The organism is Microbacterium sp. LWH12-1.2, from assembly GCF_040675825.1.
Classification (GTDB): Bacteria; Actinomycetota; Actinomycetes; order Actinomycetales; family Microbacteriaceae; genus Microbacterium.
In genome coordinates, this window is sequence record NZ_JBEGIJ010000001.1 from 2,368,773 (window position 1) to 2,387,871 (window position 19,099).

A 19,099-nucleotide genomic window follows, 5' to 3' on the forward strand; every position below is an offset into this window, starting at 1 on the left:
GCGGCTACGCGCTGAGCTCCATGTCCGGCCGCGTGATCACCTGCGACAGGATTCCGCCGCGGAGCAGGGTCTCGATGTCGTCGAGGGCCGAGTCTGCGAGCCGACGCGCCTCGGTGCCCATCGATCCGGCGATATGCGGGGTCAGCGCGACATTGGGCAGCTCGCGCAACGGCGATTCGGCCGGCAGGGGGTCGGGCTCCGTCACGTCGAGGACGGCGTCCAGCCGCCCGGAGGCGCACTCCCGCAGGAGGGCCTCGTGGTCGAGGATCCAGCCGCGCGCCGTGTTGATCACGGTGGCACCGTCGCGCAGGGCGGCGAGTTCGGTGCCGCCGATCATGTGGTGCGTCTCCGGCAGGGCCGGAGCATGCAGCGACAGCACATCCACCTGTCCGAGCATCGACTCGAGAGGGACGAGTTCCGCCCCCGCCGCCGCGACGGCATCCGGCGCGACGAAGGGGTCGGCGACGAGGATGCGCACATCATCGAGCTGCCGCAGCATCCGCACCACCCGGCGCCCGATCCGCGAGAAGCCGACGATGCCCACCGTCCTGCCGACGCTGCCGTACTTCGGCGAACCGACCAGGTCTCCCCAGCCGAGGACCGCCGCGGGAGAGCGCATGTGCACGAAGGCACGCTTGAACGCGAGGATGATCGCGGCGAACGTGTACTCCGCAACGGGCACCGCGTTGGCATCGGCCGCGGAGGTCACAGTGATGCCGCGCTCCCACAGCTCATCGGAGACGAGCCCCTGGACGCTCCCGGCGGCGTGCACCACGGCGCGCAGCCGCGGCATGCGGTCGAGCAGCTCGGTGTCGAGACGGGGCGCCCCCCACGAGGTCAACAGGATCTCGGTGTCTGCAAGATCGCCGTCGTCGATCGCCAGACACGGCGACGACGAGGTCAGCGCGCGCAGCCGCTCGAGACGGGCGGAGTCGAACAGCAACTCGAACACCTCGGGGCTCATCGCGGTGCGAACCCTCACGCCCGCACCTCTTCGAGGTCGAGAACAGGGCGCAACGTGTAACGACTGTTCGCCCACGCGACGTACAGCGCCGGCGCGCAGGTCAGGCCGATCGCGATCGCCGGCATCGTGGTGAACAGCGCCAGCTGCACCCCCAGAACCGCGAACGACAGCGCCGTCAGGTACCAGCGCCGCACGCTCAGGTAGAGCGCCGCCTTGAGGATGTCACGCAGCCGTGCCTGCGGTGCCTCGGCGAGCGCGGCGAGGGCGACGAGCGCAGTAGCGACGGCGACCACGGTGAGCAGGGCCAGAACCGGGACCACGACGACGGACGCCGGCAGCGCAGCCACCGCGCGCACGTCGACGAGCAGGACGACGACGGATGCCGCGGCGGCGGCCCCGATCAGCATCCCCTTGCGCCAAGTCGCCTTCCAGCCGCGGAAGAACGACCGCACCACCTGCGGCTCACCGCGCCCGAATTCGCGGAACGCGGCGAACGCCCCCGTGAGCGCCGGCGCAGCCAGGGGCACCGCAAGAGCCAGCAGTGGCCAGGAAAGCATCGGGTCGGTGGTGATCAGCAGCACCACCAGCGGTGCTGCGGTGAGGAGCACGAGGAAGTTCGACATCAGGCCGAGGTAGACGACGCCGAGGATCGTCGCCCAGGTGTCGTGTGAGATGCGCTTCATCGGTCAGCCCTTCATCCCGCTCGTGGCGATGCCCTCGACGAAGTACTTCTGGCCGAGCAGGAAGATGATCGCGATCGGCAGGACCGAGATCGTCAGGCCGGCGAACAGCAGCGCGTAGTTCGTGTCGAAGAGGTTCGAGACGAAGCTCTTGAGTCCGAGCTGGATCGTCCACAGGTCGGGGTTGCGCAGATAGATGAGCGGTCCGAGGTAGTCGTTCCACGTGTTCACGAAGGTGAGCAGCGTGAGGCTCGCGATCGCCGGGATCGACAGCGGCAGCATGATGCGCCGCCAGATGCCGTACTCGCTGAGACCGTCCAGGCGTGCAGCCTCGCTGAGCTCCTCGGGGATCGTCTCGTAGAACTGCTTCATGAGGAACACGCCGAAGGCGCCGAACGCCTGCAGCAGGATGATCGACCACAGGGTGTTCGACACCTTGAGATTCGACAGCAGGATGAACTGAGGGATCATGTACGACTGCCACGGCACGGCGATCGTGCCGATGTAGGCGAGGAACAGGATGTCTCGGCCGGCGAAGCGGATGCGGGCGAAGCCGTAGGCGGCGAACGATCCGGTGAGCACCTGGAGGAACGTGACGCTCACGGCCAGGAACAGGGTGTTGCGGATCCAGACGAGCATGTCCGACTTCGTCCAGATGTCGACGTAGTTCTGCCACACGAAGATCTCGGGCACCCAGACGACCGGCACGGAGAACACCTCGTTGGCGTTCTTCAGCGAGCTCATCACCATCCAGGCGAACGGGGCGAGCAGACCGATCGCGGCGATGATCAGGGCGATGTAGCCGATGACGCGGCCGACCGTGCGGCGGGTGCGTACGCGGCCGGCTGGGGTGGGGTCGCTGAGTTTGCGCAGCGTCCCTCCGGTGACGAGGACCTGGGTCGCGGTCATCATGCGCTCCGCTTCTTGTTCCAGAGGAACTGGCCGATGGTGACGATGATGCAGAGGAAGAACAACGCGACGGCTGCGGCGGATGCATAGCCGAACTGCGATTCTTCGAAGCCCTTCTTGTAGATGAACTGCGACAGGACGAGCGTCGATTGGCCGGGGCCGCCGTCGGTCATCACGAGGATCAGATCGAAGATCTTGAAGGAGTTGATGGTGAGCATCACGGTGACGAAGAACATCGTCGGCCGCAGGCACGGCAGCGTCACGTTCACGAAGCGCTGCCAGACGCTCGCGCCGTCAACCCTGGCGGCCTCGTGCAGCTCTCTCGGCACCGTCTGGAGCCCCGCGAGGAACAGGATCATGTAGTAACCCATGTCTCGCCAGGTGCTGACGATGACCACGGCGGGCATCGCCCACTCCGACGAGGTGAGCCAACCGGGGGGCTCTGAGATGCCGATCGCGCGGAGGATCTCGTTGATGGGCCCGTAATCCGGGCTGAAGAGCAGGTTCCAGACGACCGCGATCGCGACGATCGAGGTGATGTACGGGAAGAAAGCGGCGGTGCGGAAGAACGCGACGCCGCGCAGCTTGTTGTTCAGCAGCAGCGCCAGCCCCAGCGAGACGATGATCGTCAGCGGGATGTGCATCACCGAGTAGTAGAGAGTGTTGCCGAAGGCGATGCGGAAGCTGCCATCGCCGATCAGGCGCTGGAAGTTCGCCAGTCCCACCCAGTCGGCCTTGCCGAAGACGTTCCAGTTCGTGAACGCCATGTAGAAGAGGATCAGCACCGGCAGCAGGGTGAGGAACCCGAATCCGATGAAGTTCGGCAGGATGAAGCTCCAGCCGATCAGGGCGTTGCGGCGGCGCAGCGCCGAGCTGCGCTTCTGCGGCTTCGGCGGCTTGGCCGGCCGCGGGGCCGTGCCGCGGGGCGGGGCCTCGGTGGTGGTCATGTCTCTCATCTCCTGGATGCGGCGCGGGGCGCGATGTCGGGGGCCGGCCGGCGGCCGGCCCCCGAGTGGGTCAGCCGACCTCGTTCTTCACGCGGTCTTCGGCCGTCTTGATCGCGTCGCCGATCGCCGCCGAGCCGGACATCACGGCGGTGTGCAGGTCGGCGAGGATGCCCTGGATCGTCGCCGTCTTGCTGGACGTCGGGTTCTCGGGGAGCACCTCGTGGGTCGACCAGGCGAACTTCGACAGCTCGTCGGACGGAGCGCCCTCGACCGAGAAGTAGGTGTCGACCACGGCGTCGTTCGTCAGCGCCGGGGTGATTCCGATCCCGGCGAGCGCCTGGGCGCCGTCCTCGGACGCAGCGAACTCGAGGAACTGCTTGGCCGCGTCGGCCTTCGCGGAGTCGATGTTCGCGTTGATGCCGAAGCCGGTCGGGTCGCCGTAGGTCACCGGGGTGTTGTCGGTGCCCGCGGTCTTCGCGTCGAGCTGCGGAGCGGGAGCGATGCCCCACTCGAAGTCGTTCGCGTCGCCCGAGGCCTGCTGGGCGATCAGGGTCGCCGTGTACCAGGTGCCCATCAGCATCATCGCTGCCTTCTGGGTGCCGAACTCACCCTGGTAAGTGAGCTGGTTGGCAGTCGAGGTGTTGAAGTCGACCTGGTAGCCGGCATCCTGCAGCGCCAGCGTGTTGTCGTAGTAGTCCTTCAGATTGCCGTAGTCGCCGTCGAGGACGCTGGTGCCGGTCTGCGCGTTCGCGAAGCCCTGCACGGTCGACTGCCAGCGGTGCAGGTAGGCGCCCTTGACAGTGTCGGTGGTCAGCGCCTTCGCGGCGTCGGCGTAGTCATCCCAGGTCCACGAGCCGTCGGGGTGTTCGACGCCTGCGGCGTCGAACAGGTCCTTGTCGTAGAAGAGCACCCAGGAGTCCTGGCGGTAGGGCACCGCGTACGAGGCGCCGTCGACCTTGTAGGAGTCGGCGCCGCTGATGCCGTCGGGAAGCTCCACATCGGAGACGTCGAGCAGCTGACCGCCCTCCTGGAAGGTGGTGACGTACTTGACCTCCTTCTGCGTGATGATGTCGGGACCTGAGCCGGCGGCGAGGTCGGCCGTGACGAGCGTGTTGTACTCGGCGGCGTCGTACTCCTTGAGCTCGATCGTGACGTTCGGGTGCTCCTTCGTGAACGCGTCGGCGAGGGTCTGGAACTCGGGCGTGGTCTCGATGCTCCAGCCCGACAGCGTCAGGGTGATGGGGGCGTCGGGGTCGGTGCTCTCAGCGGCGTCGGTGCCACCGGAACAGCCGGCGAGGGCGAGGGCCGCGACTGCGGCGATACTGCCGGCGGCGAGGATCTTGCGGTTCATGTGGGTACTGCTCCTTTGCAATTGCGGGTGCCCAGGACGGGTCGGGGGTCCGGCTCAGGCGAGCCGGTGTTCGGTGGCGGTGGAATCGGGCCAGGTGACGGCGACAGCGTCGCCGTCGATCCGGACGGAGGGGGCGGATACCGGCGCGTGATCGGAGAGGTGCACCGCGGTGGCGATCCACCCGCCGATCACGACCGGGTAGGTGATGACCGGAACGGATGCCGCAGCACCGAGCGGGCTCGCATCCTTTCGGGTCTCGACGGCAGGCGCGCCTCCGGGGGTGAGGGCGACGATCGTGCTGTGACGGCCGCCGGCCGCGGCTGCGGCGCTGTCGGCGGAGACCAGATCGTCGACGGCATCCGCTGCGATCGCCCAGCCGCCGATGCGCAGCACGGTCGGCGCGGCATCCGGTTCGACGGCGTCGACGCGCACCAGGCGCACCTCCCAGGCTCCCCGCACGATCGACCAGGTGGAGACGGCACCGGCGATCTCGACGGAGCCGACGATCCCCGAGCCATGTCGGGTCTGGGTCGCTGCCGGAGCGATCCAGTGCGCATTCGCCAGGGATCCGGCGATCGCCGCCCCGCCATCGAGCCGGATGCCCTGCACCTGCATACCGGCACGGTGCGTCGCCCGGCCGTCGGCGTGGATCAGGGCGGCTGACTGCTCGAGCGGTTCGGCCCAGGCGTCGCCGTTCAGCAACGGGCTCGCAGCGGTGGAGTAGCCGAGGCGGGCGTACAGGGGTGAGTCTCCGACGAGGTCGCCGGGGCGCGCGTGGTCGGCGCCGTGGTTGATGACGCGCACGATGCCGTCATCGACGGTGGCCGAGATGATCCACGCCGGAGCGACGGCGATACGCAGGGTGTCTGCGGTCTCGGCGGGCAGCGGCACGGGCGGCGCTGACCAGACGGGGTGGTCTTCGGGCAGGGCGATGCCGAGCAGCCCCTTGGCCGCCCAGTAGGGCGACCCGGTGCCCGAGTAGTTCTGCGCGAGACGGCGCCATTCTCCGTGCCAGCCGAGGTCGAGAAGCCCCTCGCCGTTCGGCACGCCGTTGGCGGAGAAATGGCGGACGATGCCGGATGCCGCACGGCGCAGCTGCGCCGCCGGAACCGACGGCACCTCCGCGATCACGCCTGCCCAGTACGGCGCGGCCGCCGCGAAGCGGTAGACGAGGCTGCGACCCTGGATGAGCGGCGAGCCGTCGGCGCCGACCATCGCGATCGCGTCCTGCAGGAAGGCGTCGAGACGCGCGATATCTCCGGCCGTGCGGCCGTTCGCGAGTTCGGCTGCGCCCTGCATCCGCGCCCACAGCACGGGATAGAGGTGCAGTGCCCAGCCGACGTAGTGATCATAGGCGCGCTCGTCTCCGTCGGAGATCCAGCCGCTCTCACGGAGGTAGGAGTCGTGACGGGCGAGATCGTCGTCGATGTCGGCCTGCGACCACGGGCCGCCCACCGAACGCAGGAAGGTCTGCACGACCACCCGGAACCACAGCCAGTTGTTGCCGGGGTAGGTCTCGTCACCGACGACCGGCGAGAGGTAGTCGATCATGCGTTGCCGGGTGAGAGCGTCGAGGCGATCCCAGATCCACGGCCTGGTCATGTCGAGGATGAGCGCGATGGAGGCGGCTTCGACCTTGGCCTGCGCATACTCATCGAGGCGTACCCAGCGATCCTCGTTCTCGGGATCGACGCCGGCGACAATGCCGCGCGAGTAGAAGTCGATGAGATCGTCGACTCCTTCACCTCGGGCGCCGGCGATGCGGAAGCCGGCCAGCAGGAAGGTGCGCACGAAGCCCTCGAGCCCGTCGACGTCGACGCCGTAGCCGCCGGATGCTCCGGGGAGCGTGATGCGGGCGCCGGTCTCGGAGGCCCAGGGACGCACGGCCGCCAGCAGCCCGTCGGCGTACGCGAGCAGATCATCGCGAGTCCATTCCGCATCGCTGCGGTGACTTTTCGCCGCTTCACTGGTGGGCTCGAACGCCACGGGCTTCTCCTTTGAATACTGCTCCGGGTACCGCCGTCGGTCTCTCTCCGTTCGCGATCGTTTGGAGATTATCATTCTGTTTCGATCAAGACAACCTGCAATTAATCCACATTCGATCATTTTCGATCAGCTATGCTGAATCCATGACCGATCAGCAGCACGTCCCCCTGGCGCCCGCGCGCCATGCGCACATCCTCGCCGCCCTGGTGCGCGACGGGATCGTGCGGGTCTCGCAGCTCACCGAGGAGCTCGGCGTCGCCCCCGTCACCCTCCGCCGGGATCTGCAGCAGCTCGAGGAGGAAGGCCACCTCGAGCGGGTGCATGGCGGAGCCGTTCCCACATCGGGCGCGGTATCTGTCGACGCCACGGAGTCCGTCAGCGGCGGGGCGATCGCTGTGCTGGTCCCCTCGCTCGCGTATTACTGGCCCGGCGTCTTCCGCGGCATGGAGGCCGAGGCGCAGCGCCGCGGCCTGCGCCTGGTGCTCCGTGGAGCCTCGTACGAGCTGCAGGACGAGCGACCGGTCCTCGAGCGCCTCGTGGCATCCGATGACATCCGGGGCCTGATCGTGGCGCCGAACCCCGACGCCGCCCACGCGCAGGACGTGGTGCAGTGGCTCGCCTCCTCCGACATCCCCAGCGTGTTCGTCGAGCGTGATGCGGTCGTTCTCCCCGGGCGAGAGCCCGTCGAGAGCGTCACGACCGACCACGCGTTCGGCGCCGTGCTCGCTGCCAGGCACCTCGCAGAACTGGGCCACCGACGGCTCGGCCTGATCGTCTCGCGCGACTCCCCCACCGGCCGCAAGGTCGTGAAGGGGTGGGCCGCCGCGTGCGAAGAGCTCGAACTGGGTCCCGATGCCCACTTCGAGAGCCTGATCCCCGATCGCAACGCCCCCGGCTTCACCTCGGCCGTGAACGCCGCGATCGACACCGCGCTCGAGAAGGGGGCGACCGGGCTGCTCATCCACCCCGACCCCGCGGCGATGGCCTTCATCGACATCGCCCTCAACCGCGGCCTCGCCGTGCCGGAGGACCTGTCCGTCATCGCCTACGACGATGAGGTCGCCCAGCTGTTCACCCCGGCGCTCACCGCGGTCAGCCCTCCGCGCGGTGCGGTCGGCGCCGCGGCGGTCGATCTGCTCGCCCGGCGCCTCGCCGACCCCTCGCGCCCCGTGCACCGGGTCATCCTGAGCCCGACGCTGCATGCGCGCGAATCCACGGCGCCGGCGCGCTGACAAGCGAGTGCGTAATCTCGGCCTGAGGCGAGGAGGCGTCAGCGCACGCTCGCGCGTTCGATCAGGGACGTCGGCACGATGACGGGGCCTGCCGCCACGCTGCCACCCTCGATCTCTGCCACGAGCGCCTCAACAGCGCGGTGCGCGAGGGCTGCGAAGTCCTGTCTGATCGTGGTCAGCGGCGGCCGGTAGTTCGCAGCATCCGGCACGTCGTCGAACCCGATCACCGCGACGTCCTCCGGCACCCGTCGACCACTGTCCGCGAGAGCGCGCAGCACGCCGAGAGCCATCTGATCGTTGGCGCAGAAGACGGCGGATGCCGCGTCCAGGGCGACCCCGGCCGCGTACCCCGACTCAGCGCTCCAGTCGCCGCGAACAGGAGCCGGCGCGTCGGCCCCCGCGGCGATGAGCATCTCGCGCCAGCCGCGCTCGCGCTCGGCCGCAGCGAAGGAGTCGGCGGGGCCTGCGACGTGATGCACCGCGACGTGCCCCTGGGCGAGGAGATGCGCGGTGGCGGCGGCCGCACCGCCCGCATGATCGCTGTGCACGGAGACGAACCCGGCATCCACAGCCGCGTCCACGACGACCAGTCGCAGCCCACGAGGGCGCTCGACCGTGGCGACCTGAGCCGAGGCCTCGTTCAGGACGATCGCTCCATCGACCTCCTGTTCGGCGAGGCTCTCGAATGCGGCCGCGACGCCGTTCGACGCGGTGACGAGAGTGAGTGCATAGCCCCGCTCGGCTGCGGCCTCGGCCGTCGCCTGCAGCATGCGCGAGTTGCCGACGGTGGCGAGTGTCGTGACGACGAGACCGATGGTCTGCGAGCGACCGGTGCGCAGGGCGCGGGCGGCGCGGTGCGGGCGATAGTCGAGCTCGGCCATCGCGGTCTCGACGCGCGCACGGGTCTCGGGGTCGACGCGGGGGCTGTCGTTCACGACACGGGAGACGGTCTGACCCGACACGCCCGCACGCGCGGCGACCATGGCCATCGATACCCGTCCGGTCGAGCCGCGGCGGCGACGCGGTGTCGGCTCGGCCTGGTCCGATCCGAGCACGAGATCCTCAGCGGTCATCGCAATCCCCCTTTCCGTGTTGACGTTACCACGGAGGCTATGCCACCATGTTTACGTGAACACGCACGAATCCCCCCAGACGCGAATCGAAGCACTGAGCGCCGGCGTCACGAAGCGCGCCACCGTGCTGGCCGACGGCCGCGACCTCATCTACTACGACGACCCAGACACGACGCTCGAGGCCGAGCGTTCCGTCGACGCCCGCACCCTCGACCCGCGGCCCGCTACGGCGACGATGCGCCTCGATGTGCTCACCGGCGACTGGATCACGGTCGCCGCGAACCGTCAGAACCGCGTCATGATGCCCAGCGCCGACGCAGATCCGCTCGCGCCGCAGACGCCGACGAACCCGTCCGAGGTGCCGTCGCTCTATGACGTCGCCGTCTTCGAGAACCGCTCTCCCGCGTTCGGCCCTGCCCTCGCCGAAGCCGTCGGCACCGCGCCAGGTGCGAGCAACCCGCCACGAGGCCTCGATGATCTCGCGGCCCTGGGCCTCGGCCGCACCCGCACCTCGGTCGGCCGCTGCGAGGTCGTCTGCTTCAGCCCCGAACACGCAGGATCCTTCGGCACCCAGTCGGTCACCCGCGCCCGCACCGTGATCGAGGCCTGGGCCGACCGCACCGCCGCGCTCTCGCTCCTCCCCGGCATCGAGCAGATCTTCCCGTTCGAGAACCGCGGCGAGGCGATCGGCGTGACCCTCCCGCACCCCCACGGCCAGATCTACGCCTATCCGTACGTCACCCCGCGCACCGCCCGGGTATTGGAGAGCATCGACCGCACCGCGCCCGATCTGTTCCAGCGCATCCTCGAGTTCGAACAGGGGTCGGAGCGCGTGGTGTTCCAGGGCGAGCACTGGACGGCGTTCGTCCCCTTCGCGGCCCGCTGGCCGCTCGAGGTGCACCTCATGCCGCACCGCCACGTGCCCGACTTCGCCGAGACGACGGAAGCGGAGCGCGACGAACTCGCCCCCCTCTACCTGAAACTGCTGCGCGGAGTTGACGCCCTCTACGACACCCCGACCCCGTACATCGCCGCCTGGCATCAGGCGCCGGTGCACATCGGCCGCGAGAGCGTGCGCCTGCACCTGCAGCTCACCAGCCCCCGTCGCGCCGCCGACAAGCTGAAATTCCTTGCCGGATCCGAGGCCGCGATGTGGGCCTGGGCCGCCGAGGTCGCCCCCGAACAGGGTGCCGCCCGTATTCGCGAGGCCATCGAAAGGGCATCCGCATGATGCGTCGGCAGCCCTCGACCGGATCGACCGAAGGAAACGAGATGGCCGAGTCGAATCACGCCACCCAGGTCGCCGCACGCAGCCTCTTCACCGACCTGACCGGCCGCGAGCCGGACGGCCTGTGGTCGGCACCGGGTCGCGTGAACCTCATCGGCGAGCACACCGACTACAACGACGGCTTCGTGCTGCCCTTCGCGATTCCGCACCGCACCGTCGCCGCGGTCGGCAGGCGCGAAGACGGGAAGGGCCGTGTGCGCGTCGCATCGACGTTCGCCGCGGAGCCGGTCGAAGTCGCGCTCGACGATCTCGACGAGATCTTCCCGACAGCGACCGGCAGCGAACCGGCCGTGCCGGAGTGGGCGGCGTACCCGCTCGGCGTCGCGTGGGCGCTCCGGCAGACCGGACTCGTCGGCAGCGGTGTCGACATCGCGATCGCCTCGGATGTCCCGGTCGGCGCCGGGCTATCCTCCTCCGCCGCGATCGAGGGGGCCGCCGCATCCGCACTGAACGACCTCTGGAACGCCGACCTCGACCGCACGGCCCTGGCCCGTATCGGCCGTCGCGCGGAGAACGAGGCGGTCGGCGCGCCCACCGGGATCATGGATCAGATGGCGTCGATGCTCGGTGAGCCGGATGCCGCGATCTTCCTGGACTGCCGATCGCTGGAGGCGCAGCTGGTGCCGGTCGGCATCGCCGAGGCCGGCCTCGCGATCCTCGTCATCGACACCCGGGTGAAGCACACGCACTCCACCGGCGGCTACGGCGAGCGCCGGGCGTCCTGCGAGCTGGGCGCATCGATCATGGGTGTCGTCGCGCTGCGCGACGTGTCCGTCGACGATCTCCCCCGCGCGCAGGAGCTCATGGACGACATCACGTTCCGCCGTGTACGCCACATCGTGACCGAGAACCAGCGCGTGCTCGACACCGTCGAGGTGCTGCGCGCAGAGGGTGCCCGCGCGATCGGCGATCTGCTCGTCGCCTCGCACGTCTCGATGCGCGACGACTTCGAGATCTCGGTGCCCGAGCTCGACACCGCGGTCGAGGCCGCGCTGGCGGCCGGCGCGCTCGGTGCGCGGATGACCGGCGGCGGCTTCGGCGGCGCGGCCATCGCGCTCGTCGAGCAGGACGCCGTGGCATCCGTGTCCGATGCCGTGAACGCCGCGTTCGCCGCATCCGGATTCTCCGAACCGCACATCTTCACGGTGACCCCCTCCGCGGGCGCGCACCGCGACGCCTGACGCTCATGTGACACCGCTCCGGTTCATATGACACCTCTCCGGTTCATATGACACCTCGGGTCGGAAACCCCACCCAATACCGACCCGAGGTGCCACATGAACTGTCGCCGGCATTGGTGATCTGACACCTCGGGTCGGAATTCGAGGGCCATAGCGACCCGAGGTGCCACATGAAGCGGGCCGCGCGACGCAGGTAATCTGAACCACTGATGCACGAGAAGCCGCGGGAGCGGCAACGAGAGGACCACATGTCTTGGATCGTCACCGGCGGCGCCGGCTACATCGGAGCGCACGTCGTGCGTGCACTCGCGGATGCAGGTCTCACCCCCGTCGTCCTCGACGACCTCTCCAGCGGCGTCGCCTCGTTCGTCCCTGAGGGCGTGCCGTTCGTGCACGGGAGCATCCTCGACCGCGACCTCGTCGAGAAGACGCTCCGCGACCACGACGCGCAGGGCGTCATCCACGTCGCCGGCTTCAAGTACGCCGGAGTCTCGGTGCAGCGGCCGCTGCATACCTACGCGCAGAACGTCGAGGGCACCCGCGTGATCCTCGAGGCGATGGATGCTGCGGGCGTGACGAACATCGTCTTCTCGTCATCCGCCGCTGTCTTCGGCACCCCCGATGTCTCGCTCGTCGTCGAGGAGACCGAGAAGAAGCCGGCGAGCCCGTACGGCGAATCCAAGCTCATCGGCGAGTGGCTGCTGCGTGACCAGGCGACCGCGACCGCCGGCTCCGAGAAGCCGCTGCGGCACACGTCTTTGCGCTACTTCAACGTCGTCGGCTCGGCCGACCCGACGGTGTACGACGTGAGCCCGCACAATCTGTTCCCGATCGTGTTCGAGAAGCTGATCGCCGGCGAGACCCCGCGGATCAACGGCGACGACTACGCCACGGAAGACGGCACGAACGTGCGCGACTACGTGCACGTCGGCGACATCGCCGCGGCGCACGTCGCCGCCGCGAAGCGCCTTGCCGCCGGCGAAACGATCGAGGCCGCGTACAACCTCGGCTCCGGCGACGGTCTGAGCGTGAAGCAGATCATGGATGCCATGGTCCGCGTCACCGGCATCGACTTCACGCCCGAGATCGGACCTCGCCGCGCCGGCGACCCCGACCGCATCGTGGCGACCGGTGAACTCGCCGCCCGCGATCTGGAATGGACGATGCGATACACGGTCGACGAGATGGTGCGCACCGGCTGGGAAGCCCGACGCAACGCCGGCTGATTTCTCCTGCCGGCGACCGGCAGGGGACGCACTTGGCCGCATCCCCCGCCGCCAGGCGACCATCTCCGACACCTCCCCCGCGAGAGGGGACGCACTCGGCCGCATCCGACGCGGCGAGGCGACCATCTCCGACACCTCCCGCCCTCGCGGTTAGCCTGAACGGATGACGCAGCTGGTGATACGCGAGGCCCTGATCGATGATGCCGACGACGTCGCAGGCGTGCACGTGCGTTCCTGGCAGGCCGCCTACCTCGGGCTCATCGACCAGAAGGTGCTCGACGGGCTCTCGGTCGCCGATCGTGCCGATCGCTGGCGGAGCATCATCGCCGAGCCGCTGCCGACGACGCTCGCCCTCCTGGTCGCGGAGCGCGATGGCGAGGTCGTCGGCTGGACGTCATTCGGATCCGGCCGCGACGAAGACGGCGCGGCGGACGGCGAGGTCTACGGAATCTACGCAGACCCCGCCGCGTGGTCCACCGGCATCGGGCATGCGCTCCTCGCCGCGGCCGAGGAGCGGATCGCCGGTGCCGGGCACACCCGCGCCTACCTCTGGGTGCTCGACGGCAACGTTCGCGCCGACGCGTTCTACGAAGCGCACGGCTGGGTCGCCGACGGCGCGACGAAGGTCGAGGAGCGCCCCGACCTCGCGCTCGCCGAGCACCGTCGAGTGAAGGAACTCGTCAGGGCACCACGGGCGCGCTGACCTTGTAGACCTTGGCGTCATCTCCGCCGAGATACATCGTCGCGCCATCCACGGCGATCGACGTGTACATGCCGTAGTCGGGGATCATCTCCCCGTTGTGATCCCAATAGGTGGTCGCGGGGATGACAGCCGGCGTCGCCACCTGGGCCCAGTTCGCGCCGTCCCTGGTCGCGAAGACGACGTTCTTCGTCATGTCGATGCCGGTGCCGGCGAACCAGTTCCCGACCGAATAGACGACCCCGTTGTGCACGGTGATGTCGCGCGAGGCGAAGGAGGCCGGGAGGTTCGACATCTGCACTCCGCCGGTCTTGCCCTTCGCGTTCAGGTCGATGTACCCGGTGGTGTTGCTGTCCGACAGGATGATCCTGCTGCCGAGGACCTCGTACTTGGTCGGCTCGTGCCGGTGCGCGAGTGAGAACAAGCGCCCCAGGTCGATCGTGCTCCATCGGCCGCCGCTGTACACGTCCAGCACACGGTTCGTGTTGCCACTCGCATCGCGGACCTCCGCGATCGCCGCGATCTTCCCCCCGACGTTGGCCAGCCAGTAGTAGCGGTCGTAGGCGCTGGAACCGCTGGCCGACGACCTCGCCTTGGTGATCGACCAGGTCTTTCCGCCATCAGAGCTCTTCTTGATCACGGCGAGGTCAGGGGTCGGCCCGTACGCCGCGGGATCCGGGTTGACGATGCTGCCGGCGAGGAAGATCTCGCTGCCGCTCTTCGCGATGTCGAAGACGTGCTGGAACGGGGTGGCCGCGTTATATGTCCAGGATCCGCCGGCGTTCGTGGCATACCCGACGTTGGCCGTCCACGCGGCCTTCGGGTCGACATCCGCGGCGTAGACCTTGCCGTCGATGACGCGGAGCGCCTTCAGCTCTTCGCTGTTCAGAGTCAGCTGCTTCGTCAGCGCACCCGTGGTGACGTTGAGCGAGTTGAGATCGACCGGGCCGGTGTTGGCGTCATAGTCGCCGTAGCTGGAGTAGACCTGTCCGCCTGCCACCGCCAGATCGGTGAGGACGTCGGCAGCCGCCGCGGCCGAGGTGTTGGTGCCGAGCAGTATCGGGGTGTCGTCGGCGGCGAAGGCGGGTGAGGAGAATACCGGGATGAGAAAAGCCGTCGTTGCAACGACAACGGCGGCTTTGGTGGGTGTGCGCACGAGCCCTCTTTCGTAGGCGTTCATTGGGGACGCCATTCCCGTAGATCGGCAACTTCCCCAGCGCACGCTTACGACAGCGTCACTCTATTGCCGCGACTCATTCCGCCGACACGTGACTTTCGTCGCGTGTGGCCAGACTTTCGTCGGGCTGCCCCCCGTCGACGTGGCGCCGGCATCGCCAGCGCGGATCGTGGATGCCCTTCAGCGCGACAGGCGGCGCGCTGTCTTCTCCGCCCGTGCCGCAGCACGGCTCTCCTCCGCGGAAACCGCGAGGTGCGTGGCGGTCCGGATCCAGGCGTACGTGGCGGCGGAGGAGGCGTGATCTCCAAGGGCGGTGAACCCGGCAGCGAGGTCGAACGCCGAGCTCTTGGCGCGGTCCAGCAATTGCGGGTCCGCGGATCCCGGCGCGAGGTCGAGCACCCTCCGGTGCGCTCCGGCGGCCTCGGCGGTGCGCCCGAGCCCGGCGAAGATGAGCGCCTGATTTCGCAGCGCCTTCGCGCAGCGCAACCGCCCGGAGGGCGAGTCGAGCGACTGCCCGTGCACGGCCACGACGTACTCGTAGGCGGCGAGCGCTCCGGCGCCGTCGCCGATGTCGTCGATCATGACGGCCCTGTTGTAGGCCGCCTGCTGGCGTGCCACGCAGACCTCGCTGTCGCGGGAGGCGACGGCCAGGGCGTCGAGCGCCTCGTAGGCCGCGATGGCTCCGCGTGGATCTCCGAGTTTCCCGAGTGCCATGCCGAGGCGAAGATGCGCCCGCACCTGCACCCGCTCGGCACGCACGTCGGCCCCTGCACGGATGACGGTGGCCTGGCGTGCGAGCGAGGCGACCTGCTCCCAGTACCCGGCGTCCTGCAGCCATCCGGCCCAGGCGTCGAGCGCCGCGAGGCGCAGCATGGCGATGTCGATCTCGTCGGTGCCCGCGGTCTCGTCGACGAGAGCGCGCCACAGCTTCTCGGCCTCGTCGATCTGCCCGCTCTCTGCGAGTTCGTCTGCCGCATAGAGCCGATCGCGCAGGGTGCGATAGTGCGCCGTCGCGGTGTCGCCGGGTACCGGCGTGCTCGTCGGCAGAAGCGCGAGGATGCGGAGGTTCTCGCGCGCGCGGCGGACGGTGTCCTGGATGTCTTCGTCCTCGGCATCCGCGAAGTGAGCCTCGAGATCTCCGAAGAGGGCGATCGCACGCTCCGTCTCGCCGGCCTCATGCGCGTTCACGGCTTCACCGAGACGTCTGGTGGCGTCGAGCCTGCGGATCCTGACGTCCGCATCGTCCCCGAACTGCTCGGCGAACGCCTGCCGCAGCGCCGACGCCTCCGCCGGGTCGGTGCGATCGGAGCGCCAAGCGGACCAGAGGGCGTTCGCTGCCCAGAGGCGCACGTCGCCGGACGGGTCGTCGGCGAACTCACGGAAGCCCTCGTCGATGGCGCGGCAGGATGCCTCGATCTCCCCCGCCTCGCGGAGGAACCTGCCGATCCAGTAGGCGGCCTGCGCCCGCTCCAGACGAGCAGTGTCGTGCCCAGTCTCGCGCACGCTGGTCACGAGCCGATCGAGCGTCGCCAGAGCGTCGTTCCGCTGCCCCAGATCAGAGAGCCGCAGCGCCCGTTCCAGCAGCAGCGCCGCCATGGCGGGTACCGTCTCCTCGCTGGACCAGAACGGGGCGAACCGCTCCTCGATCTCGAGCGAGAGGCGCACGGCGCCCGCGACGTCGCGCTCCGGCGAGTACCGATCGCGCGATGGGTCTACCGCGTCCTGGCGACCGAGCACGCCCGCGATCCGTGCAGCGACCCGGAAACGAGCGAGAGCGGATGCAGACTCATCATCCGCCCGGAAGAGCAGATCCGCATGCCGAAGAATACTCAGTCCTGCGGTCGTCACCTCCGCGGCCGAGCCCACCTGATGAAGCAGCTCGGTGAGCACCGCGGATCGCGCGTGAGGGTCCAGCGCCCCCGCGTACCGCCCCAGCAGCGCCTGCCATTCCTCCTCGGCGACACCACCCCGCTCCGCGGGGTCGAGACGGTCGAGGATCCGATGCAGATGCCGGGCCTCGAGACGCGCTTGCCGTGCGTCGTGCGCCTCGGCATCGCCGGCCAGCAATCGAAGGGCGAACGCGAGAGCCTCGGTCGGTGGAACGCCGTCGGCGATCGCCAGATCGGCCAGCAGCAACGAGGCTTCCTGCCCGAACGCCTCGGACTGCGGCACCGACTGCGCCTCCTGGGCGACGAGATGCAGCATCTCGGGAACCCCTGTGATGTCGAGACCGTTGTCGATGCGCATCCGCGAGGAGATCACCATCGCCTCGACTCTGATCGCCGACAGCCTTTCGTCGCCCTCACCGCCGAGGCGCAGCGCGAGCTCGTCCAGCGCGACCGCGATGGATCCCGGGTCCTGTCCCAGCCACCGTCGGATCATCTGTGCCGTGAGGGCGGCCTCCGCGGCAGCACGGCGCACGCCGACATGCTCGGATTCCCGGAACCGGGCGTCGGCCTCCAGCGCTCGGTTCAGAATCTCGACGTGCAGCACCGGGTCGAGGTCGTCGAGCCCGTGCACGAACTCGATCCGTCGAAGTTCGGCGAGCGCTCGCCCTTCCGCAGTGCCGGCATCGTCGAAGCCGATCGTGAGCGCCTCCATGCGGGCGAGATGACCATCGATCGTCGAGGCCGGCTCGATCTCGACGTCGAGCGCGATCAGGAGCTCGGTCGCCGCGGCGATCGCGCACGCCTCTTCGGCGTTCCGCGGAGTCGACGCTTCGGCAAGACCTGTCATGAGGAGAGCTCTGGCTGCGCCCTGCTCACCCTCCTCGACGAGGGAGCGCGCGTCTACCAGCCGGCCGGCGATACCCATGTCGACGGATCATCCTCCTCGTCGGGTCGTGGGCTGGTCGACCGGATGCCTCCGGCACGATCGACAGTCTTGCACGGGATCAGCCGAGCGCCGACATCACGTGTTTGATGCGCGTGTAGTCGTCGAATCCGTACTGCGAGAGGTCCTTCCCGTACCCGGAGTGCTTGAAGCCGCCGTGCGGCATGTCCGAGACGAACGGGATGTGCGTGTTGATCCAGACGCACCCGAAGTCGAGGTCTCGGGAGAAGCGCATCGCCCGCGCGTGATCGGTGGTCCAGACGGATGACGCGAGCGCGAAGTCCACGTCGTTCGCCAGTTCCAGTGCCTCTTCGTCGGTCTCGAAGGACTGCACGGTGAGCACAGGGCCGAAGACTTCGCCCTGCACGACCTCGTCGTCCTGCCGCACGCCCGAGACGATCGTCGCCTCGAAGAAGTAGCCGCGGTCGCCCTGCCGCCGACCACCGGTCTCGATCTTCGCGTACCCGGGAAGCCGCTCGATGAAGCCGGAGACCTGAGCGAGCTGCGCCGCACTGCTGAGCGGGCCGTAGAGCACGCCCTCCTCGTGCGGGCCGCCAGTGCGAGCATCCGACTGCGCCCTCTCCACCAGGGCTTCCACCAGCTCATCGTGCACCGACGAGTGCACCAGCACGCGCGTCGCCGCCGTGCAGTCCTGCCCCGCGTTGAAGAACGCGCCGGTGATGATCCCCTCCACCGCCTTCTCGATCGAGGCGTCCGCGAACACGATCGCCGGCGCCTTGCCGCCGAGTTCCAGGTGCACGCGCTTGACATCGTTCGCGGCCGAACGCGCCACGGCCATGCCGGCGCGCACGGACCCGGTGATCGCGACCATCTGCGGCGTCGGATGCTCGACCAGGGCCACACCGGTGTCGCGATCGCCGAGCACGACGTTGAGCGTTCCTGCCGGGGTGTGCTTCGCCACGATCTCGGCGAGCAGCAGGGTCGACTGCGGGGTCGACTCTGCCGGCTTCAGCACGACCGTGTTGCCAGCGGCGAGCGCCGGTGCGATCTTCCAGACCGCCATGTTCAGCGGGTAGTTCCAGGGAGTGACCTGCCCGATCACGCCGATCGGCTCGCGGCGCACGAACGAGGTGTGTCCGGCGAGGTACTCCCCCGCCGCTCTCCCCTCGAGACTGCGGGCAGCACCCGCGAAGAACCGCAGTTGATCGACGGACTGCATGATCTCATCGGCCACCAGGGTCGCCCGCGGCTTGCCGGTGTCCTGCGACTCGAGATCGGCGAACTCCTCCGCGCGGTCCTGCATCTCGTCAGCGATGCGGAACAGCGCGAGCTGACGGTCTGCCGGCGTCGTGTCGCGCCAGAACGGAAAGGCGGCGGATGCTGCCGCGTACGCGGTGTCGACGTCGTCGCGATCCGAGACCGGGAGTGTCCCGTACACATCTTCGGTCGCGGGGTCGATGAGCGGCATCGTGCCGTCCCCGTGCACAGGGACGTAGCGGCCGCCGATGAAGTTCTGCAAAGAAAGCTCTGTGCGCATGACCGTCATCATATCCGGCACCCTACGAATTCTGTAGCACTTATCCAGTTTTCAC

General features: G+C 68.8%; 15 protein-coding genes. 5 read left to right on the forward strand and 10 right to left on the reverse strand.

Annotated elements, in window-relative coordinates:
• Positions 1 to 4: 4 nt before the first annotated feature.
• The 6 genes from MRBLWH12_RS11425 to MRBLWH12_RS11450 all read right to left on the reverse strand — a co-directional run bounded on the left by MRBLWH12_RS11425 (position 5) and on the right by MRBLWH12_RS11450 (position 6,837).
• Positions 5 to 982: a hydroxyacid dehydrogenase gene (locus MRBLWH12_RS11425; protein WP_363548938.1), complete on the reverse strand. Its 978-nt coding sequence runs from the start codon at positions 980 to 982 to the stop codon at positions 5 to 7.
• Positions 979 to 1,647, reverse strand: coding sequence for a DUF624 domain-containing protein (locus MRBLWH12_RS11430; protein WP_363548940.1), 669 nt, complete (start codon positions 1,645 to 1,647; stop codon positions 979 to 981). The genes MRBLWH12_RS11425 and MRBLWH12_RS11430 overlap by 4 nt, the downstream gene beginning before the upstream one ends.
• Positions 1,648 to 1,650: 3 nt before the next feature.
• Complete coding sequence (locus tag MRBLWH12_RS11435; RefSeq protein ID WP_363548942.1) at positions 1,651 to 2,556, reverse strand: carbohydrate ABC transporter permease; 906 nt, start codon at positions 2,554 to 2,556, stop codon at positions 1,651 to 1,653.
• The gene (locus tag MRBLWH12_RS11440; protein WP_363548944.1) at positions 2,553 to 3,500 is read right to left on the reverse strand and encodes a carbohydrate ABC transporter permease; all 948 of its coding nucleotides are present in this window, start codon (positions 3,498 to 3,500) and stop codon (positions 2,553 to 2,555) included. The genes MRBLWH12_RS11435 and MRBLWH12_RS11440 overlap by 4 nt, the downstream gene beginning before the upstream one ends.
• A 70-nt stretch (positions 3,501 to 3,570) precedes the next feature.
• Positions 3,571 to 4,851 carry an ABC transporter substrate-binding protein gene (locus tag MRBLWH12_RS11445; protein ID WP_363548946.1) on the reverse strand — a complete coding sequence of 427 codons (1,281 nt, stop codon included), beginning with the start codon at positions 4,849 to 4,851 and terminating at the stop codon, positions 3,571 to 3,573.
• A gap of 54 nt (positions 4,852 to 4,905) precedes the next feature.
• Positions 4,906 to 6,837: a DUF2264 domain-containing protein gene (locus tag MRBLWH12_RS11450; RefSeq protein ID WP_363548948.1), complete on the reverse strand. Its 1,932-nt coding sequence runs from the start codon at positions 6,835 to 6,837 to the stop codon at positions 4,906 to 4,908.
• Between the two features lie 143 nt (positions 6,838 to 6,980).
• Between MRBLWH12_RS11450 and MRBLWH12_RS11455 the strand changes: the two genes are divergently transcribed.
• Positions 6,981 to 8,069 (forward strand): substrate-binding domain-containing protein, encoded by a 1,089-nt coding sequence (locus MRBLWH12_RS11455; protein ID WP_363548950.1) that lies wholly within the window; start codon positions 6,981 to 6,983, stop codon positions 8,067 to 8,069.
• A 38-nt stretch (positions 8,070 to 8,107) separates the two neighbouring features.
• Here the strand turns inward: MRBLWH12_RS11455 and MRBLWH12_RS11460 are convergent, their stop codons facing one another.
• A complete protein-coding gene (locus tag MRBLWH12_RS11460; protein ID WP_363551355.1) occupies positions 8,108 to 9,058 on the reverse strand; it encodes a LacI family DNA-binding transcriptional regulator in 951 nt (316 codons plus the stop codon).
• 139 nt (positions 9,059 to 9,197) lie between these two features.
• On the opposite strand from MRBLWH12_RS11460, the gene galT reads away from it, so the two are divergent.
• The 4 genes from galT (at position 9,198) to MRBLWH12_RS11480 (ending at position 13,540) form a co-directional block, all read left to right on the forward strand.
• Positions 9,198 to 10,373 carry a galactose-1-phosphate uridylyltransferase gene (gene galT / locus MRBLWH12_RS11465; protein WP_363548952.1) on the forward strand — a complete coding sequence of 392 codons (1,176 nt, stop codon included), beginning with the start codon at positions 9,198 to 9,200 and terminating at the stop codon, positions 10,371 to 10,373.
• A 41-nt stretch (positions 10,374 to 10,414) separates the two neighbouring features.
• A complete protein-coding gene (gene galK, locus MRBLWH12_RS11470; protein WP_363548954.1) occupies positions 10,415 to 11,611 on the forward strand; it encodes a galactokinase in 1,197 nt (398 codons plus the stop codon).
• A 248-nt stretch (positions 11,612 to 11,859) separates the two neighbouring features.
• The gene (gene galE / locus MRBLWH12_RS11475) at positions 11,860 to 12,837 is read left to right on the forward strand and encodes a UDP-glucose 4-epimerase GalE (RefSeq protein WP_363548955.1); all 978 of its coding nucleotides are present in this window, start codon (positions 11,860 to 11,862) and stop codon (positions 12,835 to 12,837) included.
• A gap of 163 nt (positions 12,838 to 13,000) precedes the next feature.
• Positions 13,001 to 13,540 carry a GNAT family N-acetyltransferase gene (locus MRBLWH12_RS11480; RefSeq protein WP_363548957.1) on the forward strand — a complete coding sequence of 180 codons (540 nt, stop codon included), beginning with the start codon at positions 13,001 to 13,003 and terminating at the stop codon, positions 13,538 to 13,540.
• Here the strand turns inward: MRBLWH12_RS11480 and MRBLWH12_RS11485 are convergent.
• From MRBLWH12_RS11485 to MRBLWH12_RS11495, 3 genes are all read right to left on the reverse strand, one after another.
• A complete protein-coding gene (locus tag MRBLWH12_RS11485; protein ID WP_363548959.1) occupies positions 13,518 to 14,693 on the reverse strand; it encodes a hypothetical protein in 1,176 nt (391 codons plus the stop codon). The two genes, MRBLWH12_RS11480 and MRBLWH12_RS11485, sit on opposite strands and share 23 nt — an antisense overlap.
• Positions 14,694 to 14,894: 201 nt before the next feature.
• Positions 14,895 to 17,528 (reverse strand): hypothetical protein, encoded by a 2,634-nt coding sequence (locus tag MRBLWH12_RS11490; RefSeq protein ID WP_363548961.1) that lies wholly within the window; start codon positions 17,526 to 17,528, stop codon positions 14,895 to 14,897.
• Positions 17,529 to 17,607: 79 nt separating this feature from the next.
• Positions 17,608 to 19,044: a gamma-aminobutyraldehyde dehydrogenase gene (locus MRBLWH12_RS11495; RefSeq protein ID WP_363548962.1), complete on the reverse strand. Its 1,437-nt coding sequence runs from the start codon at positions 19,042 to 19,044 to the stop codon at positions 17,608 to 17,610.
• Positions 19,045 to 19,099: the final 55 nt, after the last annotated feature.